This window comes from Winogradskyella psychrotolerans, from assembly GCF_018860545.1.
Taxonomy (GTDB): Bacteria; Bacteroidota; Bacteroidia; order Flavobacteriales; family Flavobacteriaceae; genus Winogradskyella; species Winogradskyella psychrotolerans_A.
The window spans coordinates 112,207-134,701 of the sequence record NZ_JAHKPN010000011.1 but is presented as its reverse complement, the minus strand read 5'-3'; the positions used below and the strand labels follow the sequence as shown (position 1 = coordinate 134,701).

The 22,495-nt window shown below is 33.1% G+C and carries 19 protein-coding genes and 1 pseudogene; 11 read left to right on the top strand and 9 right to left on the bottom strand.

Features of this window, described 5'->3' with window-relative positions; all coding sequences use genetic code 11:
- Positions 1 to 45 precede the first annotated feature (45 nt).
- Together KO515_RS04020 and KO515_RS04015 are read right to left on the bottom strand one after the other, a co-directional pair.
- Positions 46 to 2,460, bottom strand: a complete 2,415-nt coding sequence (locus tag KO515_RS04020) for a M56 family metallopeptidase (RefSeq protein ID WP_215935096.1) — start codon at positions 2,458 to 2,460, stop codon at positions 46 to 48.
- Positions 2,461 to 2,462: 2 nt separating this feature from the next.
- Positions 2,463 to 2,822 carry a BlaI/MecI/CopY family transcriptional regulator gene (locus tag KO515_RS04015; RefSeq protein ID WP_215935095.1) on the bottom strand — a complete coding sequence of 120 codons (360 nt, stop codon included), beginning with the start codon at positions 2,820 to 2,822 and terminating at the stop codon, positions 2,463 to 2,465.
- Between the two features lie 169 nt (positions 2,823 to 2,991).
- Here KO515_RS04015 and KO515_RS04010 point away from each other — a divergent pair, with 169 nt between their 5' ends.
- Complete coding sequence (locus KO515_RS04010) at positions 2,992 to 3,942, top strand: calcium/sodium antiporter (RefSeq protein ID WP_215935094.1); 951 nt, start codon at positions 2,992 to 2,994, stop codon at positions 3,940 to 3,942.
- Between the two features lie 163 nt (positions 3,943 to 4,105).
- On the opposite strand, the gene KO515_RS04005 is transcribed toward KO515_RS04010, so the two are convergent.
- A complete protein-coding gene (locus KO515_RS04005) occupies positions 4,106 to 5,950 on the bottom strand; it encodes a T9SS type A sorting domain-containing protein (RefSeq protein WP_215935093.1) in 1,845 nt (614 codons plus the stop codon).
- Positions 5,951 to 6,356: 406 nt separating this feature from the next.
- On the bottom strand, positions 6,357 to 7,382 hold the full coding sequence (locus KO515_RS04000) for a glutamine synthetase beta-grasp domain-containing protein (RefSeq protein WP_215935092.1): 1,026 nt from the start codon (positions 7,380 to 7,382) through the stop codon (positions 6,357 to 6,359).
- 177 nt (positions 7,383 to 7,559) lie between these two features.
- Here KO515_RS04000 and KO515_RS03995 point away from each other — a divergent pair, with 177 nt between their 5' ends.
- The 5 genes from KO515_RS03995 (at position 7,560) to KO515_RS03975 (ending at position 13,175) form a co-directional block, all read left to right on the top strand.
- Complete coding sequence (locus KO515_RS03995) at positions 7,560 to 9,746, top strand: glutamine synthetase III family protein (protein ID WP_215935091.1); 2,187 nt, start codon at positions 7,560 to 7,562, stop codon at positions 9,744 to 9,746.
- Between the two features lie 225 nt (positions 9,747 to 9,971).
- Complete coding sequence (locus KO515_RS03990; protein ID WP_157723991.1) at positions 9,972 to 10,115, top strand: hypothetical protein; 144 nt, start codon at positions 9,972 to 9,974, stop codon at positions 10,113 to 10,115.
- A gap of 170 nt (positions 10,116 to 10,285) precedes the next feature.
- A complete protein-coding gene (locus KO515_RS03985; RefSeq protein WP_252723774.1) occupies positions 10,286 to 10,936 on the top strand; it encodes a Curli production assembly/transport component CsgG in 651 nt (216 codons plus the stop codon).
- Between the two features lie 44 nt (positions 10,937 to 10,980).
- A complete protein-coding gene (locus KO515_RS03980) occupies positions 10,981 to 12,159 on the top strand; it encodes an AIR synthase related protein (RefSeq protein WP_215935090.1) in 1,179 nt (392 codons plus the stop codon).
- 11 nt (positions 12,160 to 12,170) lie between these two features.
- Positions 12,171 to 13,175 carry a DUF3078 domain-containing protein gene (locus KO515_RS03975; RefSeq protein WP_215935089.1) on the top strand — a complete coding sequence of 335 codons (1,005 nt, stop codon included), beginning with the start codon at positions 12,171 to 12,173 and terminating at the stop codon, positions 13,173 to 13,175.
- Between the two features lie 6 nt (positions 13,176 to 13,181).
- Here KO515_RS03975 and KO515_RS03970 read toward each other — a convergent pair whose 3' ends face one another.
- On the bottom strand, positions 13,182 to 13,841 hold the full coding sequence (locus KO515_RS03970) for an ATP-binding cassette domain-containing protein (protein ID WP_215935088.1): 660 nt from the start codon (positions 13,839 to 13,841) through the stop codon (positions 13,182 to 13,184).
- A gap of 517 nt (positions 13,842 to 14,358) precedes the next feature.
- Between KO515_RS03970 and prfA the strand changes: the two genes are divergently transcribed.
- Genes prfA through KO515_RS03950 form a run of 4 tightly spaced genes read left to right on the top strand, consistent with a single transcriptional unit; the run spans position 14,359 to position 17,742 of the window.
- The gene (prfA, locus tag KO515_RS03965; RefSeq protein ID WP_215935087.1) at positions 14,359 to 15,435 is read left to right on the top strand and encodes a peptide chain release factor 1; all 1,077 of its coding nucleotides are present in this window, start codon (positions 14,359 to 14,361) and stop codon (positions 15,433 to 15,435) included.
- Between the two features lie 27 nt (positions 15,436 to 15,462).
- A complete protein-coding gene (gene lepB / locus KO515_RS03960) occupies positions 15,463 to 16,134 on the top strand; it encodes a signal peptidase I (protein ID WP_215935086.1) in 672 nt (223 codons plus the stop codon).
- Complete coding sequence (gene pyrF / locus KO515_RS03955) at positions 16,131 to 16,940, top strand: orotidine-5'-phosphate decarboxylase (protein WP_215935085.1); 810 nt, start codon at positions 16,131 to 16,133, stop codon at positions 16,938 to 16,940. The genes lepB and pyrF overlap by 4 nt, the downstream gene beginning before the upstream one ends.
- Positions 16,941 to 16,959: 19 nt before the next feature.
- Entirely contained in the window at positions 16,960 to 17,742 is a 783-nt protein-coding gene (locus KO515_RS03950; RefSeq protein WP_215935084.1) for an ABC transporter substrate-binding protein, read from the top strand.
- A 150-nt stretch (positions 17,743 to 17,892) separates the two neighbouring features.
- Here the strand turns inward: KO515_RS03950 and KO515_RS03945 are convergent.
- Both KO515_RS03945 and KO515_RS03940 read right to left on the bottom strand, forming a co-directional pair.
- A pseudogene (locus KO515_RS03945) lies at positions 17,893 to 18,057 on the bottom strand (Lacal_2735 family protein); the annotation flags it as partial.
- 137 nt (positions 18,058 to 18,194) lie between these two features.
- Positions 18,195 to 18,905 carry a DUF4197 domain-containing protein gene (locus KO515_RS03940; RefSeq protein ID WP_215935083.1) on the bottom strand — a complete coding sequence of 237 codons (711 nt, stop codon included), beginning with the start codon at positions 18,903 to 18,905 and terminating at the stop codon, positions 18,195 to 18,197.
- A gap of 158 nt (positions 18,906 to 19,063) precedes the next feature.
- Here KO515_RS03940 and KO515_RS03935 point away from each other — a divergent pair, with 158 nt between their 5' ends.
- The gene (locus KO515_RS03935) at positions 19,064 to 20,191 is read left to right on the top strand and encodes a TlpA family protein disulfide reductase (RefSeq protein WP_215935082.1); all 1,128 of its coding nucleotides are present in this window, start codon (positions 19,064 to 19,066) and stop codon (positions 20,189 to 20,191) included.
- Positions 20,192 to 20,222: 31 nt separating this feature from the next.
- Here KO515_RS03935 and KO515_RS03930 read toward each other — a convergent pair whose 3' ends face one another.
- The gene (locus KO515_RS03930; RefSeq protein WP_215935081.1) at positions 20,223 to 21,323 is read right to left on the bottom strand and encodes an OmpA family protein; all 1,101 of its coding nucleotides are present in this window, start codon (positions 21,321 to 21,323) and stop codon (positions 20,223 to 20,225) included.
- A gap of 264 nt (positions 21,324 to 21,587) precedes the next feature.
- Positions 21,588 to 22,442 carry a formyltetrahydrofolate deformylase gene (gene purU / locus KO515_RS03925; protein ID WP_215935080.1) on the bottom strand — a complete coding sequence of 285 codons (855 nt, stop codon included), beginning with the start codon at positions 22,440 to 22,442 and terminating at the stop codon, positions 21,588 to 21,590.
- Between the last annotated feature and the right edge of the window lie 53 nt (positions 22,443 to 22,495).

Genomic DNA, 22,495 nt, shown 5'->3' with positions numbered 1-22,495 from the left:
AAACTAAATGATTTTAGTTTGGCTTTTTAACTTTCTAAAGGTGTATTACTGCTGTTTTGTTCGGGTTATTAAAGAACCCTCAGATTTACCATATTCTATATTTGGAATGCCGTCATTAACTTTCCAAGTTGCGCTAGCTTTGCTACCGCCTTTATCGTCTAAACTAATTTTGATGCTGGTAATCTCTCCAGCTTTATTGCGTTTTAATTTTGAATATTTAACGGTAATTCCAAGTCTTTCGAGATTCACTTGGTGGCTAGCTAGTACTTCATCTGTTGAGTATTTTGAAATGTAAGCGATAGTTGCATTTTTTGAAGGATCCTTATCATCAATATAGGTAACACTGGTTATTTCAGTTGTTTCAACTTCTCTTATATTGTCTTTTTTTGTGATGATAACACTTTCTTTGGTTATTAATTCAATGACCCCATTTTTTCCTTTTTCGCCATATTTATTTATGGCTTTTTCATCCTTTAAAACAGTGACACTTTCAATCTTGTCGGGATCTAGTGTGTTAAGTGATTCTGAGCTAACCTCTTTACCATTAACAATAATTAAGGGTTTTGGGTTTTTATTGGACTGATATGTAATATTCTTATACGCTTTTTGGGGTTGATGTATAATAATCTCTTCGCTAACACTATTAATCTTTAAAGCTTTACCTCCTTCATAATAGAGGTCTGGCTTTACTTTAGATAGGTCTTTAACTTTGGTTGAATCTATTGAAATGTAAATAGAATCGTTTGTATTGGTATTAGGTTTTACTATTTTATAGTATAATGTATCATTTGGGATGTCTTCTGATAGTGAGTCTTTTAGGTTGTAGACCATTATGGTCTCTTCAATTTGTACCTCTTCTTGTAAATTACGTATACCAAAATCTTTATCAGTCATTTTAAAATTGAAAGGTCGTATACCATCGGCATTTTTGGCTTTATGATTCGCGGTGCTATTTTTAGATTTAAATACAATATTTAAATCGCTAATTTTATTTTCGTGATTACGATGTAAACGTTTAATTTTCATTTGGACACCTTTAGACTTTAAAAGTGTTTTAAACTCTTCTAAACGGTTATCGTTCATTTGGTTTGTAAACCTTAGTTTGATTTCTTCTGATATAACAGAATCCTTAGGTTTCTTTTGCTCGTCATTTATTTTATGATCATATCTAGAACGTTGCTGTTGATACCTTTTATAGTCGTCCTCATTCTGAATACCTTTATTTAAAATGATATTAAGTGCTCTAATTTTAAGGGCATTAGTTTTTTTTGCATCCTTAATTAATGCCGCATTGTCAAAATGCAATGTGGCGCCTTCCATTCGACCAACATAGCCTCCTTTATCACCAAACCATTCTTTATAGATAATAAACGGTTCTATTGGGGATTTAGAATTGCCACCTCCATAACTATGATTATTTAATTTTAGAAATATATTGGTGAGTTCGTTTGAAGCATTTCTTTGAATTTGGCTAAAAACTAAAGTTCCTCCTTTGTTTTCAACAGCTTTGGTCATGTTATATAGTTCTGCATCTGAGGTGTTTTTAGAAACAACAAATTGAACGGTTTCTCCTGAATTCTCATGGGTTATATCGTTTTCAACATAAACGGTTTCTGTATTCATACTAAGTAGTAAACCTGCTAAAAGCGGTAGCATCAATAGGTATTTCCATTGATTTTTTTTATTTGATCTTGATTTGTTTAACATAAGGATTCGTTTTTTGATGGATGAATTATAAAAGTTATTTGATAATATAGTATCGTGATTAGCAATACTGGTTTTTAATAATAAGTGTTGGTAGTCCTTTTTTGATTGTGTACTGTTTTCACTTTCAAAATCAGCAATGTATTCTAAATTTTGTCGAACTTCTTTTCGGTATAACCATATTAAGGGGTTAAACCAAAAGACTACACAGGCGAGTTGGGTAAGTAGAATGTCTATAGAGTGCAACTGGTTGACGTGGACTCTCTCATGAGTTAAGATAAGTTGAAGCTCCTTCTCTTCGTACGATTCAGGGTTATAAACAATCCATTTGAAAAATGAAAATGGAGAAATTTTATTGTTTACAATGACATACGTGAATCGTTGTACTTTACGTTTTTGGTTTTTCAGAAGAAGTAAAACTAACGATCCAAACTGAAAGACAAATTGAACTAAAAACACAGATAGGCCTATACCGTATAATAGAGGTATAAGTTCATACCAATCAAATGCGGATTCTGTTGGTACTGTAGCAACAAAATTTGAAGGTGTAGCTGTTATAAATGTAGCTACTTCAGTTGTAATGGGGTCAACTGGTATATAAATAGGAATTATTACAAATGGAAAAACCAGTGCTAATAGTAAGCCAATTAAGAGAAACCAACGGTTGTGTTGAAAAAAAGTTTCTTTTTTAAGAAAAAGGTAAAAACACAAATATATGATGGCAATTACGGCTGATGCTTTTAAAAGATATTCCATATTTATTTTTTGTTTTCTATTAATGAAATAATTTCTTTGAGTTCATCAATGCTTATTTTCTCTTCTTTTGCAAAAAAGGACACGACATTTTTATAAGAATTATTGAAGTAATTCTCAATAGCCGTATTCATAAATTTGGTTTTATAGTCTTCCTTTGTCACAATAGGAAAGTATTGATGTGTTTTACCATAGGCATTATAGCTAACGTATCCTTTGTCTTCTAAATTTCTTATAATGGTAGATAGCGTGTTGTAATGTGGTTTGTCTTCTTTTATTTCTGCCAACACATCTTTTACAAAAGCGTTCTTAAGCTTCCATAAGATGTGCATTATTTCCTCTTCTTTATTGGTGAGTTTCTGCATTGATCTTGTGACTATAATTATTGTTGTATTCAAATATATAACTATTTTTATAGTTATACAACTATAATAATAGTTTTGTAACGTGAAATATAGTTGTAGTAGGTGTGAAAATGAAATATTATCTTTGCGCTTTTATTGTATTAATAGGAGTCTAAAATTGAGATAGAGGATGAGCGTGTTAATGGTAATTGCTGGATTGGCCTTGTTGGTTGTTGGTGGAGATTTTTTAGTTAGAGCTTCGGTAGGTTTATCTTTTAAATTAAAGTTATCGAAATTGGTTATTGGGATGACGGTTGTGTCTTTTGCAACTTCAGCACCAGAATTATTAGTGAGTTTACAAGCAGCCTTAGATGGAGTTTCGGATATTGCACTAGGTAATGTTATTGGCTCTAACATCGCGAATATTGGATTGGTTCTGGGCATCACTGCTATTATTACTCCTTTAGCAGTAGATCAGGATTTTTACAAGTTAAATTGGCCAATGATGATGTTAATCTCATTTGCTTTGTATTATTTCTTATCGAATGATAATGTATTGACAGCGTTAGAAGGTGCTATTATGTTTATAGCGTTAGTTGTCTTCCTTTTTGTTTTAATTAAAAGTTCTAGGAAGTCTACTAAAGCGAATATGGAAGATGTTGATGATACTTTAGCAGTTGTTTCCAATTTTAAAATCGTGGCCTGGTTACTTATTGGTGCTGGTGGATTGTACTTTGGTTCTGAGTGGTTAGTTCAAGGGGCTAAACAATTGGCGGAATCCGTAGGCATAAGCGACTATGCTATTTCGGTTACAGTCATAGCAATTGGAACTAGTGTGCCAGAGCTAGCTGCATCAGTTATTGCTGCCCTAAAAAAGGAAAAAGCGATGTCATTAGGAAATCTAATAGGATCTAATATTTTTAATATAGCATCTGTTTTAGGTTTAACCGCGATTATAAAGCCAATTGTTGTGAATGTCAATACACCAGAAATACTTTCAACTAATATCTGGTGGATGATAGCATTTTCTGCGATTCTAATTCCATTCATTATCATACCCAAACGTTTTGAAATAGGAAGAGTAAAAGGGATGATTTTGTTTGGTGCGTATATGCTATTTATATATCTAGCCTTAAAATAGTTTAATTTTACTTCGTAAAGGTCATCCTTAAGGCATGGGTTTTAATTACTCCTATGACGTATCCATCTTAAAGTTTATAACAATATGCCATAAGAAAGCCACCTGAAAATACATTTTCAGGTGGCTTTTATTTATTAGTAAATCGTACGACTATACGTCGTTTTTATTTTGAAACGATAAACTTTTTAGTAATACTAGAATTTCCAGTTGTAATTTGGTATACATATAAACCAGCTGCTAAACTTGTAGTGTTAAACTCTGCTTTGTATACTTGACCAGGATACGCGTCATTATTGAATACCTGACCAACGTTACGACCATTAATATCAAATACCTCTATTACTACTTTACTTGCAGTTTGTGGGCTAAATTCAATATATGAAACACCACTTGTTGGGTTAGGGTATGTTGATAACTCTAAATCGTTTGCATCTACAGTAGTAACACTTAATCTATTATATTGCTCATCTGCGTAAGTTTGGTAGTCAAACTGTTGGCAAGTACCAATAGCAATTACACCATCAAGATCGTAAGCATCTTCAGTTGAAGATAATTCATTGTTGTTTACGATTTTTACGTAATAGATGAAGTTGAAATTACCTGCATCAGAAATATCAACAGTATTGTCTGATTTACACACTGTACCCGCAAAATGGTAATTGATATCATCTGCAGAAACGTATACATTAGCATATTCACCATATGTGTCACAACCCCAAGTGTTTTGGAAAGTTGTTTCAACTACAACTAAATCTGGACCTTCTTGGTTGTAAACTGCACCACCAAACGTCAAAGTTATTTCTCCACCATAACCAAGAGTTGTAAAGACATACTCATCAGTTCCTTCTGGTTCACCAAGTGTGTTTTCTGGAGTTTCAGTTCTAATAGCATCAATAACACCACCATTCTTTTTAGTTCCTTCTACATAGTTAAAATAGTCAACTGCGTAACATCCAGCTGGTGTAGGTAATATTGGTTCATTACATCCTGTTAAAGCAATAACTCCATCTAAATCAAAGCCATCATCAGAAACAGAATCATCTGGTGTTGTATCTACAATCTTCACTTCTGTAATATAAGAAAGGAAAATTGGTGCATTGCTAATATCTAAATCTCCAGCATCAGCTGTAAGCACTGATCCAATAAGGTAAAAATCAATACCATTTTGCGATACATAAACATCAGCCGATTCAGGATAACTTGTAAAGGAATCGTAACCAAATGTGGTTTCGACAACTTTAATGTCAGCCCCTTCATTATTAAATACAACACCATCAAATGTTATTGTAACTTCTCCTTTATAACCTAATGATAAAAAGTTTAATGAATCATCCATTTCAGGTTGACCTAAAGCTTTGTTTGTGTCCATTCGCTCAGCAACTGTTAACGCATTTCCATTGCTATCTAATCCAGGGATATAGTTTATAGCTCCAGATCCATAACAAACGTCAGTAGGAATATCTTCACAACCATTAACGGCTTCAACACCATCTAAATCGTAACCATCACCAGAGCCATAAGTTGAATCTGTAATTTTAATTTGTGTAACGTAATCTAAACCTAATCCGTCTAGGTCTATTGATCCGTCACGACAAACATTATCGTAATATATCCACGTTTCTCCATCTTGAGATAACTCAATTAATGCAGTTTCGTCATCACTTCTACCACATGAATCTCCAGAAAATGAAGTTTCGTAAATCATAATATCTGTTCCTGGTTGGTCATAAACAGCTCCACCTAAAGCGAGTGTAATACTTCCTTTAATACCCAAAGAATAAAATCCAGTTGGAGAATTTGACTTGTCTGGTGTGTGTAATGCTAAATTAACATCTGAGCGACTCGCAATAACCGGATTACCGTTTGATTGCAATCCTTGGACTGATGCAATCACTTCTACAGCATTACAGCTGTCTTGTGAATTGTCCTGAAATGCATTCATATTACTTGTCATAAAAGTCGCAGCTCCACATAAAATAGGAAGTAGGTGCTTAGTAAAATTTTTCATAATTTATAAATTTGGTTAATAACATTACAATATTATGAAGGTGTATCAACGTAGCCTAAAAATGGCGAAGACTGTCATAAAAAGTCGGTAAAATGAAAGAATTTACTTCCAAGGGCAGATTTTATCGTTGTAAGGAATTACTTCCTAATAGGTGTGCCTATTCTGCTATTGTAGAACTAGTTAATAATAGAAAATTACTAAAACAGATGAGGTTGAGAAGCGTTAGAAGTTATGAGGTTGCACTACTGAGCTTTAATTATTTAGAAATACTTTTAGATTTATAATTTATAAGAAGAATATATGTTTATCTAAAAGTAGCTGTTTTTTGAGCTATATATTAAGGAGTAAAAAAGTCGTCTAAAAAACAATATTTTCTAGACGACTTTAAAAGTTAATTCGTTTCTAATTAAGAAAGATCAGCACTTTTTACAGTTGTAATAATTCTACCTGCAATTTTGTATGGATCCCCGTTAGAAGCTGGTCTTCTATCTTCTAACCAACCTTTCCAGCCTTTTTCTACTGCAATGATTGGAATACGGATTGAAGCTCCTCTATCTGAAACTCCCCAAGAGAAGTCGTCTATCGATGCTGTTTCGTGTAAACCGGTTAAACGTTGATCGTTAAATTCACCATACACCGCGATATGTTCTTTTACTACTGGTCGGAAAGCTTCACAGATTTTTGCGTAAACTTCTTTATCACCGCATGTTCTTAAGATTTCATTAGAGAAATTAGCATGCATACCTGATCCATTCCAATCCATATCTTTACCTAAAGGTTTTGGATGGTAATCAATGTAGTAACCATATTTTTCAGTTAAACGATCTAATAAATATCGAGCAATCCAAATTTCATCTCCAGCTTTTTTAGCACCTTTTGCAAACAATTGGAATTCCCATTGTCCTGAAGCAACTTCTTGGTTAATACCTTCAAAGTTTAAACCTGCCTCTATACATAAATCAGCATGTTCTTCAACTAGACCTCTACCATGCGTGTTTTTTCCACCAACAGAACAGTAATACATACCTTGTGGTGCAGGATATCCACCAATAGGGAATCCTAATGGCAATTGAGTTTTAGTATCCATAATAAAATACTCTTGCTCAAAACCAAACCAGAAATCATTGTCATCATCATCAATAGTTGCTCTACCATTAGAAACGTGAGGTGTTCCATCTGCATTTAAAACTTCTGTCATGACTAAATATCCATTGATTCTATCGGGATCTGGATAAATAGCGACAGGTTTTAATAAACAGTCAGAAGATCCACCTTCAGCTTGTCTGGTAGATGATCCGTCAAAAGACCACATGCCTAACTCTTCTATAGTTCCTTTAAAGTCTTCGTGCTCTTCTACTTTGGTTTTACTTCTCATATTTTGAGTTGGGAAGTAACCATCTAACCAAATGTATTCTAATTTAATTTTTGCCATAATGATTGTTTTGTTTATCTAAATGAATGTTACAAATATTGCTAATTTTTTTTACCCATCAAAAAAAATGGGGTGATTTAGTTGTAATGTTTCTAATTATTATTGATACCCTATTTTTAGATGGGCAATGAGCTAATTTTTAAATATTTTGTATTTTTGACCTTAAAAATTATCAATATGTCAACACTTAGATTTCATGCCGTAAAGGCATCATTAAAACGAAAACCAATAAAAATAAAAGAGCAAAAACGTCGTTCGGAAATTTTTGGAGAAAATGTTTTCAATGAGGTTTCTATGCGCCAGTATTTAACTAAAACGGCGTTGAATAGTGTTTTGGAAGCTATTGAAAAAGGGACTAAGATAAACCGTCTTGTTGCAGATCATATTTCTACAGGAATGAAAGAATGGGCTATTTCAAAAGGAGCTACTCATTATACACATTGGTTTCAACCTTTAACCGGAGCAACTGCAGAAAAACATGATGCGTTCTTTGAGACGATTGGTGATGGACTTGCTATTGAGAAATTTGGAGGTGACCAATTAGTACAGCAAGAACCAGATGCTTCTAGTTTTCCGAATGGAGGCATTAGAAATACATTTGAAGCGAGAGGCTATACAGCTTGGGACCCAACTTCACCGGCCTTTATTTATGATAAAACCTTATGCATTCCAACAGTTTTTGTGTCTTATACAGGCGAGGCTTTAGATTTTAAAACTCCTCTGTTGCGCGCTTTACAAGTAGTAGATAGTGCTGCGGTTGCAGTGTGTAAATATTTCGATAAAAACGTTAAACGTGTCAATACCTCGTTAGGTTGGGAGCAGGAGTATTTTTTAATAGATACGGCATTAGCAGCTTCTAGGCCAGATATCTTACTAACAGGGAGAACGGTCTTAGGACATTCACCTGCTAAGGGACAACAACTAGATGATCATTATTTTGGTACTATTCCAGCAAGAGCGATGGCTTATATGCGCGATTTGGAACACCAATGTATGCTACTAGGAATTCCTGTAAAAACAAGACATAATGAGGTGGCACCAAATCAATTTGAATTAGCTCCTATCTTTGAAGAAGCTAATTTGGCAGTAGACCATAACTCGTTGTTAATGGATATTATGCAGAAAATTGCCAAGCGCCATAATTTTACTGTGCTTATGCATGAAAAGCCATTTGCAGGAGTAAATGGTTCTGGTAAACATAACAATTGGAGCCTTTCTACAAATACAGGAGTCAATTTGTTGGCGCCAGGAAAAACTCCAATGAGTAATCTTCAATTTTTAACCTTCTTTATAAATACAATTAAAGCGGTACAAACTCATGAAGAATTATTACGCGCAGCTATTGCTTCAGCAAGTAACGACCATCGTTTAGGTGCTAATGAAGCACCTCCTGCGATTATTTCTATTTTTATTGGAGATCAACTCACTAAGGTGCTGGCAGAATTAGAAACGGTGCCGAAAGGAAAATTATCTCCTAAGGAAATCACAGACCTAAAACTGAATGTCGTTGGTAAAATACCTGAAGTTATATTAGATAATACGGATAGGAATAGAACGTCATCATTTGCTTTTACAGGTAATAAATTTGAGTTTAGAGCGGTGGGGTCTACAGCCAACTGTGCTAATCCAATGACAGTTTTAAGTACCATAGTTGCAAAACAGCTCATAGATTTTAAAATTGAAGTCGATGAATTAATCGATAAGAAGTCAATGAAAAAGGATGATGCTATATTTAATGTTTTAAGAGAGTATATTAAAACCTCGAAGGCTATTCTTTTTGAAGGCAATGGTTATAGTGAGGCATGGGAAGAGGAAGCGAAAAAACGAAGGTTAAGTAATAATAAAACCACACCTGAAGCTCTTCAAATTAAGAAAGCTAAATCGAGCATTGAGCTTTTTCAAAGTTTGGGAGTCATGAATAAAATAGAATCTGAATCGCGCTACGAAATTGAAATGGAAGATTACATCCATCATATTCAAATAGAGAGCAGAGTTATTGGAGATATTGCTAGAAATCATGTTGTACCAACAGCAGTAAGATACCAGAATATTTTAATTAAAAATGTAACAGGTTTAAAAACGATTTATGGTGATCGCTTTAAAGATTTTGCAAAAGCACAGTTGGTTCTTATTGAAGAAATTTCGGAACATATTGAAACGATTAACTCTACGGTAACAAAGATGACAGAAGAGCGAAAAGTATGTAATAAGGAAACGAATTTAGAGAAGAAAGCAGATGGTTATTGCAATAAAGTGAAGCCTTTATTTCAAGATATTAGATATCATTGTGATAAATTAGAGATAATGATTGATGATGAATTATGGCCATTAACCAAATATAGAGAGCTTTTGTTTACAAAATGATATAAATGATGCAATTAGGTGGGCATTCGTCATTATTTTTATTCGATGAAATACGTATATATACGTACAGTGGGACGCGTTAATTTTGGGTTTTATGTAGTTGGTCGATGACATTAAACGAGTTGTCGAAAAGGTGCTCAAATCATGTTAAATATTTGATCATAGTCAATTTAAGAATACGTTTATTTCTTATTTTTGTAGGGCTATTAATCAATATTTGTAAAAATGAAAAAGTTACTACTTAGTGTAGCAATTCTTGTTGGGGCGACGCTTATTTTGTCTCAAGACAATTCGGATGAATTGAATAATGTCAGCAATGATAATGTGGCAAGTATCCAAGTAAAGCTACCAACAGATCTTAAAAATTAAGACAAAATTGTTAGGGTCTTTTGACCTATTAAATCTATAAGATAAAATCGATAACTCGGTTTTATCTTTTTTTTGTCTCAAATTAGTGTTTTCTGAAATAAATATTTTCCTATATTGTACTCTTTCTAATTGCTAATGAGTGACTTATGGTTTTTAGGGTTTGTGTTTCTTTGAGTGTTTTATTGACTTTAGTGTGTGTTAATTCAATACATGCTCAAGACACTAATGATCGAGATGATAAAGCAATTGCCAAACGGTTTAAATTTTTCGAAAAACGAGGGTCTCACGCTGTAGAATTTGCGGCAGGTTCTGCAAGTAGCGAAGTGGATTATTCCGATGCTGAGTATGAACTCTATTTTAGAGCAGGATATAAACATCATCTTACAAGTCATTTAAATCTCAATATCACATATAATAAATACAATGTTGCTGTAAAAGATGTGTTTAATGAAGGTTTTATGTCTTTCGATATAAATTTGGAATATCTCATAAGTCCATTTAGAAATGTGTCACCACTAATATATGCCGGAGGTGGTTACAACTCCACAAATTATTTGGAAAGTACCGAGACAAAAGTACAAGGAGGTTTAGGTCTCGAATTTTTATTAATAGAAGGTGTTGGCCTCAAAATTTTTGGGGAATACAATTATTTCTTTACAGACAATCACTTAGATAATCTTGTTTTAGGAGATACAGATGATGCCATAATCAGAGCTGGATTAGGTCTTAATATTTACTTCGGAGGTAATAAGAAAAAGGAAGCGTTGAGACGAAAAATGAAAACTGTCATTAATTCCAACCTAATCATTCCTTATAATTAAACGCAATCCTTATTTTTGCATCACCAACCTTAATAAACTGTACAATGAGTAATTCGGTGAGTAAAAGATATGCGCAAAGAGGAGTTTCCGCTTCAAAAGAGGACGTTCATAACGCTATAAAAAATATAGATAAAGGGTTGTTTCCTAAAGCGTTTTGTAAAATCGTTCCAGATTATTTAACCAATGATAACGATTATTGTTTAATAATGCATGCGGATGGAGCCGGTACAAAGTCGTCATTAGCGTACATGTATTGGAAAGAAACTGGAGATATTTCAGTTTGGAAAGGTATTGCACAAGATGCGTTAATTATGAATATTGACGATTTATTATGTGTAGGCGCTGCGGATAATATAATGTTATCTTCTACTATTGGAAGAAACAAAAATTTGATTCCAGGAGAAGTTATTTCTGCAATTATTAACGGGACCGAAGAATTAATAGCGGATTTAAAATCATTTGGAGTTACTATTCACTCTACTGGAGGTGAAACTGCAGATGTAGGAGATTTAGTCCGTACTATAATTGTAGATTCTACAGTTACAGCACGTATGAAGCGCTCTGACGTTATTGATAATGCTAATATTGTTGCAGGTGATGTTATTGTAGGTCTAGAGTCTTTTGGACAAGCATCTTATGAAACTAGCTATAACGGTGGAATGGGAAGTAATGGCCTAACGTCTGCAAGACACGATGTGTTTTCAAAATATTTAGCCGAAAAATATCCAGAAAGTTTTGATGCTGCTGTGCCAGAAGAATTAGTGTATTCAGGTCAAACAAAATTAACAGATGCTGTTGAAGATGCACCAATAGATGCCGGTAAGTTAGTATTGTCACCAACACGAACTTATGCTCCAATTATTAAAGCAATTCTAAATAATTACAATAGTGACTCTATACATGGTATGGTGCACTGCAGTGGAGGAGCGCAAACAAAAATCCTTCATTTCATTGATGAACTTCATATCGTAAAAGATAATATGTTCCAAGTTCCACCGTTATTTAAACTCATTCAAGAGCAATCTAAAACGGATTGGAAAGAAATGTATCAAGTATTTAACTGTGGTCATCGTATGGAATTATACGTAAAACCAGAGGTGGCAAATTCTATTATTGAGATTTCAAAATCGTTTAATGTAGATGCTAAAATTATTGGTCGCGTAGAAGCTTCAGATAAGAAGCAACTCACCATTAATACTGAATACGGCACATTTACATATTAATTTTTTTAAACATGAAAAACTATTCTTGGTTTATATTTAGTTTATTTGTCTTATGTTCTAGTGTGCTTTTTGCACAACCAGATTCCTTATACTTTCAAAAGAAAAAAAATGAACCTATTCAATTAGGTTGGAGAACTAAAAAAGAAGTTGGCCTAACGCTTAATCAGGTGTCTTTTACAAACTGGAATGCTGGTGGTACCAATTCAATTTCGGGTATTGTAACCGGAATAGCAGAAGCGAAATACAAACAAGAAAAATGGTATTGGAATTCTAATTTTAATATTCGTTACGGTTTAAATAAGCAAGAGGATTTAAATATTAGAAAAACGGAAGATGTTATAGAGGTGATTTCTAATGTTGGATTAGAGATAGACCCAAAAAGTAATTGGTTTTATTCGGCGAAGTTTAGTTTTAATTCGCAATTAGCTAATGGATATAGTTATCCGAATAGAGATGATGCTATTTCAAAATTTTTGGCACCTGGTTACATGTTTTTTGGTGTAGGAATGGAGTATGGACGATTTATAGAGCGTATGTCTTTTTACGCGTCTCCATTTACGTTAAAAACTACATTTGTGTTAGATGATGATTTAGCGAATAAAGGAGCTTTTGGAGTGGACCCAGCTATCTATGATTTAGAAGGCAATATTCTTAGAGATGGAAAAAAAGTAAGACAAGAATTGGGGATTTTGTTAACCAATCAGTACGAAGAAGAGGTGTTTGAGAATATTAAAATCACCAGTCTTCTGCGCTTGTATACCGATTATATTAATAGTTTTGGGAATATAGATTTAGAGTGGGAGCTTAACTTAGATATGAAAGTTAATAAATTTGTCAAAGCAACCTTAGGGTCGCATCTTAGGTATGACGATGATATCAAAGTTGAAGTAGAAACAAATGAGGTGACTAATGAAGAAAATGTTATTGTGGGTCCAAAATTGCAATGGAAACAAATTTTAGGTGTTGGTGTTGTCGTAGACTTAGATAATATTATAAAAAAGAATTCATCCTCTTAAGTCTTTTCATAAAGTACCTTCACTTAAATATTTGTAATCTTCAAGTTCAGTGAGCTGTTTAACCTTCTTTGTTGTGCCACTACTTAATAGATAAATGGTATCCGAAGCTTCAATGATATGTTGATACATATGATCTGAAATAATAATAACTTTTTCTTTCTTTTCTTCTTCAATAAGTTGCTTCACCGTATCGATGTGTAATGGTGATAAATGCGAAAAAGGCTCGTCTAAAAATACGATTTTACTCTGGGTTTTTAGAATAACATAAGTTTCAATAATACGTCTTTCACCTCCTGACAAGGCATTGAACTTAGAGTTTTTATAGATTGAAAATGCCTCAAAATTTTCAATAAAAGTATTCCAATTAATAGCATATAACTTAAAAACAAAAGACAACGTTACTTCATCTGGAATAAAATTATATTGTGGTAGATATACAGCAATTCCTGTGGTATACAAAGGCTTCAAAAGCGGTTTGCCATCTAATCTCAGGAGCTTGTATTTTGGTTTTAGATTTCCAAAAGCGATATTGAGTAAACAACTTTTTCCGCAGCCATTACTGCCCAAAATAGCGGTTACTTTTCCGGTTTCAGCTTTGAGGTAAATACCGTTTAAAATGCGCTTGTGCTTAAAGTAAAGTTCTACATTGTCTAGTTCAAATGTCATTTAGTTATCAAGTGAATTCCTTAAGTATAGTAATAAAAATAATGGTTAAAATGCAGTCTAAAATAAATATAACGGAAAAAAGCCTTAAAGTAGAAATACCTAAATTTTTATAAAAAGTTAGTTTTCGTTTGTTATTAGTTTCACTGACATAATACCATGCAAAAACCGTAAGAAATAATTTAGTCACTAAGGCTGGTGCTATAAGTGGATTAAAAAATCCGATGATAACATTTGCAATGAATGACCAAACCACAAACGGTCTGTAAAATGTAAGTATAGCTAGGAATCGATACATACTTTATAGGTAACGTTCGTTTTATGCATTTTATTTTTAAAATATGTTTTCACTTGTAACTTTTCCTAATTTATTTTACCTGCCTATGGATTTTAATAATAGTCACTAAAAGTGCGAAGTACTATCATTTTAAACTTACAAGCCTTCGTTCTTTATTCTAAAAGGGAACCTCTCTTATATCTTAAAAAAATTGTATTTTTGAACTTCAATTTTTGAAGATAGATGTTAGAGAAAATACAGATTATAAAACAACGTTTTGATGAGGTGAACGACCTTATCATTCAACCCGATATTATATCAGATCAGCAACGCTACACGAAGCTGATGAAGGAATACAAAGACCTTAAGTTAATTGTAGATAAAGGTGAAATTTATAAAGAAGCCTTAGATAATGTTGCTGAAGCCGAAGAAATTATTGCCGATGGCTCTGATGCCGAAATGGTAGATATGGCCAAAATGCAACTTGAAGAAGCTCAAGAAACCATTGAGAAGCTTGAAGAAGAGATTCGTTTTATGCTGATTCCTAAGGATCCAGACGATGCTAAAAATGTCGTTGTTGAGGTTAGAGCAGGTACAGGTGGAGACGAAGCGAGTATTTTTGCAGGAGATTTATACCGAATGTATTCAAAATATTGCAGTGATAAAGGCTGGAAAGTAGACGTGGTAAGTCAGAGTGATGGTACTTCAGGTGGCTTTAAAGAGATCATTTTTGAAGTGTCTGGCGAAGATGTTTACGGTACTTTAAAGTTTGAAGCTGGTGTACACCGTGTACAACGTGTACCTCAAACAGAAACTCAAGGTCGTGTGCACACCAGTGCTGCGACGGTTATGGTATTGCCAGAAGCAGAAGAGTTTGATTATGAATTAGACATGACGGAAGTGCGTATTGAGCGTACCACATCAACCGGACCTGGAGGTCAGTCGGTAAATACAACGTACTCGGCTATTAAGTTACATCACGAACCAACAGGAATGATTGTAAGCTGTCAGGATCAGAAATCATCACATAAAAACTTAGAGAAAGCCTTAAAGGTATTACGTTCACGTTTATACGATTTAGAATTAGCGAAACAACAAGCTGCAGATTCTGAAAAGCGTAAAAGTATGGTGAGTTCTGGTGATAGATCTGCTAAGATTAGGACCTACAACTATCCACAAGGACGAGTAACGGACCATAGAATTGGTTTAACGCTTTACGATTTATCTAATATTATTAACGGTGATATTCAAAAAATCATAGACGAATTAATGTTAGCTGAAAACACAGAATTGTTGAAGGCTAATGATGATGTGATTTAAATTAGAGCCTCGTTTGAGGCTTTTTTTATGAAGAAAAAAGTACTTTTTGCAATAGCAATTTTAGTTGTTTTATACGTTCTGTTTAGAATGTCGGGAGTATTTAGAGTTTATGCAATACCCTCAAGTTCAAATGAACCGACTTTAACTGTTGGTTCTAGAATAATTGGTTCAAGTCTAAAAAGACCTGATCGACTTGATTTTGCTTATTTCAAATTTTCAGATAGTTTAGATGGTTGGACTATAGTTAAACGATTAATAGCGCAACCTGGTGATACTTTAGAATGTAAAAATGGTTATTACTTTGTCAACAATATAAATATAGATGAGAATATTGACTTAAGGTTTGGGTATAAAATTTCACCATTTATATTTGACACTTATGTTAAAGATCAAATTAACGATACAGATTTTTTTAAGTATCACTTTAGGGATTCTATAACTGCCTTTTTAGATGATTCATTTGTTGAAACATTACCTGTTCAATTGAATAGAATAACAAATATTGGAAATTCGAATCTTTCAAAAGAAATTTTTGGAGCACATCAAGATTGGACGGTAAGTGACTTCGGACCAGTAGCATTACCAAAAGGAAAATACTTTTTCTCTGGTGATAACAGGGATAATTCACTTGATTCCAGATACAGAGGTCTTGTCGATAAAGATGAAATTTTAGGAACTGTTTTATTTACTTATAAATGACAACGAACAAACTCATACAACAAATCCATAAAAAGAAATCCTTCCTTTGCATAGGATTGGATGTCGATTTAAATAAAATTCCAAAGCATTTATTAAAAGAAGAAGATCCCATCTTCGCTTTTAATAAAGGCATTATAGATGCGACACATCACCTTTGTGTGGCGTACAAACCTAATACAGCATTTTACGAAGCTTACGGTATAAAAGGTTGGCAAGCTTTAGAAAAAACAATTAACTATCTCAACGATAATCATCCTGAAATTTATACTATTGCCGACGCCAAACGTGGAGATATCGGTAATACAAGCACCATGTATGCTAAGGCGTTTTTTGAAGATTTAGGTTTCGATAGTGTAACGGTTGCACCATATATGGGAAAAGATTCCGTAGAACCTTTTTTAGCCTTTGAAGACAAACACACTATTCTTTTAGCTTTAACTTCTAACCAAGGCGCTTTTGATTTTCAAACTAAAACCGTTGATGGAGTAGAGTTGTACAAACAGGTATTAGAGACGTCTAAGTCTTGGACAAATTCTGAAAACCTAATGTATGTGGTTGGTGCCACTAAAGCGGAGTTTTTAGGCGATATCAGACAAATTATTCCAGATAGCTTTTTGTTAGTGCCTGGTGTTGGAGCCCAAGGTGGAAACCTTCAAGACGTTTGCAAATATGGCATGAATGACGCTGTTGGCTTGTTAATTAATTCGTCTAGAGGTATTATTTACGCTTCTCAAGATGATAATTTCGCGGAAGCTGCTGCTCAGAAAGCTGAAGAATTACAGTTACAGATGGCTGCTGAATTATAAACTGTCATTTCAAGGAAGTATGACGTACATAGACCAACTTAAACGAGACATCCAACTCAATAAAACGCCAAAACGCATCATCTCATTAGTGCCATCACAAACCGAGTTGTTAGTCGATTTAGGTTTAGAATCTTCAATTGTTGGTGTAACGAAGTTTTGTGTACATCCAAAACACTTGCGGATATCTAAAGCTGTTGTTGGTGGTACAAAGCAAATTCATATTGAAAAAATAAAAGCACTGTGTCCAGATATTATTCTTTGCAATAAAGAAGAAAATACGAAGGATATTATTGAAAGTTTAGAAGGCATTGCTCCAATTCATATCAGTGATATTTATAATCTCAACGATTGTTTTGAGCTCATTACTATGTATGGAGAACTCTTCAACATAAAAAGAACAACATCAACTTTAATAGCCAATATTCAATTAGAACGCGACGCATTTCAACGTCAATTTCAAAATACAGCCAAGTTGAAAGTTGCTTACTTTATATGGAAAAAGCCTTGGATGGTTGCCGCATCGGATAATTTTATTGATGTTATGATTAAAGAAGCTGGTTTTGTAAATGTTTTTGAAGACGACAAACGGTATCCAGAAATCGATTTAAATAACTCAAAATTAAAAGAAGCTGATCTTATATTTCTGTCAAGTGAACCATTTCCTTTTAAAGAGGAGCACGTATTAGAATTTCAAGCTAAATTTCCAGAAAAGATAATAAAAATTGTAGATGGAGAGCTGTTTTCTTGGTATGGTAGCCGGTTGTTGCAGTCGTATTCGTATTTTCAAGAGCTTCATAATTAGACACAAAAAAGTCGATACCTAACAACAATACCGACTTCAAAACTAACTATTCTAAGATTTTACTAACTCAATCTTTTGCACCGCAAAGATGATAAGTTTATACATTTTGAAGGTTATGTTAATGTTAGGATATAATTAAGTATGAATTAATTAAGACAGGTTGATTTGAGTTTCAGGGCTATTGACAACGAATCCTAATTTATTAATTTTATAAAGTACTTTTGTGGCTTGGTATTCAGAAAAATCACTTAAGGCGTGATCCGTTTGTCTTAAATTATAGGCATCTTCAATAAGTTGAATATACTTTTTCTTAAGCCTTGTTCTTTTTTTTTAATATTTTATCTGAATTACTCACAGCTAAATTTTAATAAATACCTCAGTAAATTACTAAAATTTAGCTAGAATAATTGTTTTTTACAAAAAAAATAACAAAATTGATTAATGACTATTTGTTAGTCTTGTAGAGCAAATACTTTCTTTAATAAATCTGATCCACGAGAAGATACTTTAGTTCTAATTTCTTTTTCTTCTACAGCAATCATAGTATAAACACCTTTCAATGCTTCTTGAGTGACGTAGTCCGTTAAATCAGGATTAACGTTGTTTGTTAAAGGAATATTATTGTATTTCGTAATTAAGTTAGACCAAATTTGATCCGCCCCAACTTTACTAAAAGAATTATTAATAACAGGTTTAAACTTGCTGTAAAGTTCTGTTTCTGTTTTAGATGTTAAATATGATGTTGCAGCATTATCATCTCCTAAAAGAATATTTTTAGCATCATCAAAAGTGATCTCTTTGACGGCATTTACAAAAATTGGTGTCGCTTCAGATACTGCATCTTCGGCAGCTCTGTTCAGTACTTTTAAACCTTCGTCGGCTAAACTGCTTAATCCAATTTTACGAAGCGCACTATCTACTTTTTGTAGTTCTTCAGGTAAAACAATTTTTACCAATTCATTTTTAAAGAAACCATCTTCAGCGGTTAATTTAGTTACTTGTTTCTCAATACCTGTGTCTAAGGCTTCTCTTAATCCTGCTGCAATATCAGCATTACCAAGAACATCACTTGTGCCTTGTGGTAATGAATCAACAACTTGTTGTAATTCAGCACAAGAAACCATAAGAGAAAGACATAAAATTGAAGTTATAATTTTTTTCATTTTTTTAATTTTTTGTAAATATATAATAAAACTTTTGGTGGCGAGATATAATGTTATATCAATTAATTGCTGTAAGAAACGTTATTAAAAGTGTTTTTAGTATTTCAATTCTTACTTTAGCATCATATTTGATTATATATTGTAAAATATTATATTATATGAAGTTATTGAGAAACAGCCTATTCGTTTTCTTGTTCCTTATCATTTGCAGTTTAGGGGCTCAAAACAAAATTAAGGTTTCAGAATTTTTACAAGAATCTAAAATTGCGTCTTCAGAAAGTAATAAACTTTTTTTTATTGATTTTTGGGCTACTTGGTGTGGTCCATGTATTACAGCAAAGGAACATTTAGGTGTTTTACAAAAGCAATTTCCTGACGATCTTTATATCCTCTCACTTACCAAAGAAAATCCACTGAGAGTTGAACGTTTTTTAGAAAATAAAAAGACAGATTTAGCTGTCGTTATAGATTATAAAGGTGAAACTCATAAAACATATAATGTTGTCGCTATACCAGATGGTGTACTGCTTAATTCTAAAGGAGAAGTGTTGTGGAAAGGTGGAGCTCCAGATTTAAAAAAAGAGATGATTTCTAAGTTTTTAAGACGAGAATCAGATAAATCATCATTGAATTCCATCCTTATTATAGAATCAATTGAAGAAAAAAATGAAATTGAATATTTGCCAACCAATGCGTTAGAGATTAAATCTTTGGTCGATGAAGCAGGTGAGCTTATGGTTGTAGATAATGAAAATTATTTAAAACTATCGGGTTCGTTAAGGCATATTGTAAGTTATTTGGCCAAAATATATGAGAAGCAGATTGTGTTGGAAGAAGACTTAAATACTAATTACGAAATTTATTTTAAGAAGCCATTTAATACCAATGAGAATCTTGCATTTAAACTTATTAGTGAATTGAAGCTAGGAATAGAGCGTAAATATATTGAAGGAGAAGCTATTAGTTTTGTGGTTGAAGTGCCTAAATTTTGGAATACAGATCAAATAGATTGGGGAAAAAATAATGCTCAATATTTGGTGGGTGATGCTCAAATAAAGGCTGATAATGTGTCATTGAGAGATGTGGCGTATCAATTGGCTCATGTCTTAGATATACCAATAATAGTTCCTAACGATAATGAAATAAGCCTCACATTGCATGATTGGGATTTTCATTACAAGTTCTTTCAACTTATGCAGGCAGATTTAGAAGATAACTTTGGCATAAGAGCAGAAAAAGAGATTGTAGATTACCCAATATATTATATACAAAAAAAAGCTCCTTAGAAAGGAGCTTTTAATTATTGGGGCACTTGTCTTAGTTGCTTAAAACTCTGAATTCAGTACGTCTATTTTTTTGATGTTGAGCTTCCGAACAATCAGATCCGTTAGAACATCTGTTTGTTAAACGAGTTTCACCAAAACCTCTAGCTGTTAATCTACTTCTATTAATACCTTTTGATACCAAGTAGTTTACTACAGAATTAGCTCTTTGTTGAGATAAAGATTGGTTAAAATCATCATTTCCTCTTGAGTCCGTATGAGACATAATTTCTATGCTAACATTAGAATCTGATAACATTGGTAATAATGTATCGTCAATAGTCTTCTTTGAAGCTGACGTTAATCTTGCACTACCTAATTCATAAAAAACAGGTAAAACATTAGGGTCTAATAATTCACAATCAACTTCTTCCCATGTAGTAATGCCACCTTTTTTATCTAAAATTGTTCTAGTTACAGTTTGGTACTGTGCAGCAATTGTATTTGTAGTCGTTGATGCAGGTGTGTCAATGACTCTTCTCTTAATCGTTGTATATTCAGCTGGTATTTCAATTTCATCCATTCTTGCAGGTGTCTTAATGACACGTTTCTTGTAAGATGTAGATTGCTCGGGTACAGGAATTGAATTAGTGCTAGCATCTGCTGATAATGTTGTAAAACCAACATCTTTTGATTGAGCTGGATATTCAACAAAACAAGCAGCTACACAGTCATCTTTGTTTACAGATGGACAATCCTCGAGAATTTTGTACTCCCATCCAGAAGTCTTAGGGTAAACTTCAAAAGTTCTAGAATCATTACCAAAAGTTGCAGGTACGACTTTCAAATCTGTACGACTAGCCTGTTTAACGTAAGGAATTTCTACAGTTTCATAGGTCGCAGGCACATAAACCAACTTTTTTGTCGCTTCTTTTACTAAGACTTTCTCTTCAACAGTTTTGTAAGTTGCAGGTATAACATTTAAAGTTGTATAAGCAGGGTACGTTTGTATCGTTTCTTCAACTTCTTTAAATGTATCTTTTGTAATACATTTTACGTAGCATTTTCCAGGTTCTGGGTTTGTTGGAAGGCCTTGCGCCTGAGAAAATCCAATGCCTGCAATAAAGCCTACGAATAATAATAGTTTTAGTTTCATAAAATAAGTTAATAGTTAATAAAATAATTTTGTATATATAGTAAAGGATATGAACCTCTTACATATAATGAGACGCGATTATTTATTAATAGTCACAATTAACTTGTAGTTCTTATGTTTTTTAGTGCAAGGCAGTATTGTAATTTATGTTGTGAAACTACTAAATTCAGGAGAGTCAGATAAGTATAAAAAGACTAATAAAATTAATTATTCTTTTTATTTATGGCAATTTGTACTCGGATTTTTTGATGTATTCCAATTTCATTAAGAGAATATGATAGTCTTATTATTATAGACCATAACCTTTCTGTTCGCATGAAGTTTTATAGCATTAGATAATACAATTTTTTCTAAATCCCGACCTTTTGCAATTAAGTCTTTAATTGAAAACGTATGCGTTACATGAGCCACATCTTGCTCAATAATTGGTCCTGCATCCAATTCTTCAGTAATATAATGACTCGTCGCTCCAATGATTTTCACACCACGTTTATATGCTGAATGATAAGGCTTTGCCCCAACAAACGCTGGTAAAAAGGAATGGTGAATATTTATGATTCGGTTAGGGAATTTATCAATTAATGTTTCTGAAACAATTTGCATATAGCGCGCCAATACAATAAAATCGATGCTATGTTCTTCTAATAATTTTAATTGTTCTTGTTCCGCATCATGCTTCGTTGCTTTGGTTACAGGTACATGATAAAAGGGAATGTTGAAACTGTCTGCAATCGGTTTTAAATCGAGATGATTGCTTAATATAAATGGGATTTCTAAAAATAACTCACCCGAATTATAACGCCCTAATATATCATATAAACAATGATCGTATTTAGAAACGAACAACGCCATTTTTGGTTTTCTCTCTGCGGAATGGATTTTCCATTTTAATTGAAATTTTTCAGCTAAATCAGAATTGAAGACTTGTTTAAATGTTCCAAGTGAAAATGAACTCGAAGAAAATTCACATTCTAAACGCATAAAAAAGATATTCTGTTCTCTGTCAACATGCTGATCGATATACACAATATTCCCATCATTTGCAGCCATAAAATTGGTCACTGATGCGATAATATTTGGTTGGTCTGCGCAATTAATAAGTAAGGTGATTTTATGCATAAAATTAATCTTAGATGAATAGATAAAAGTAATTAAAATTGTGACCTATTATC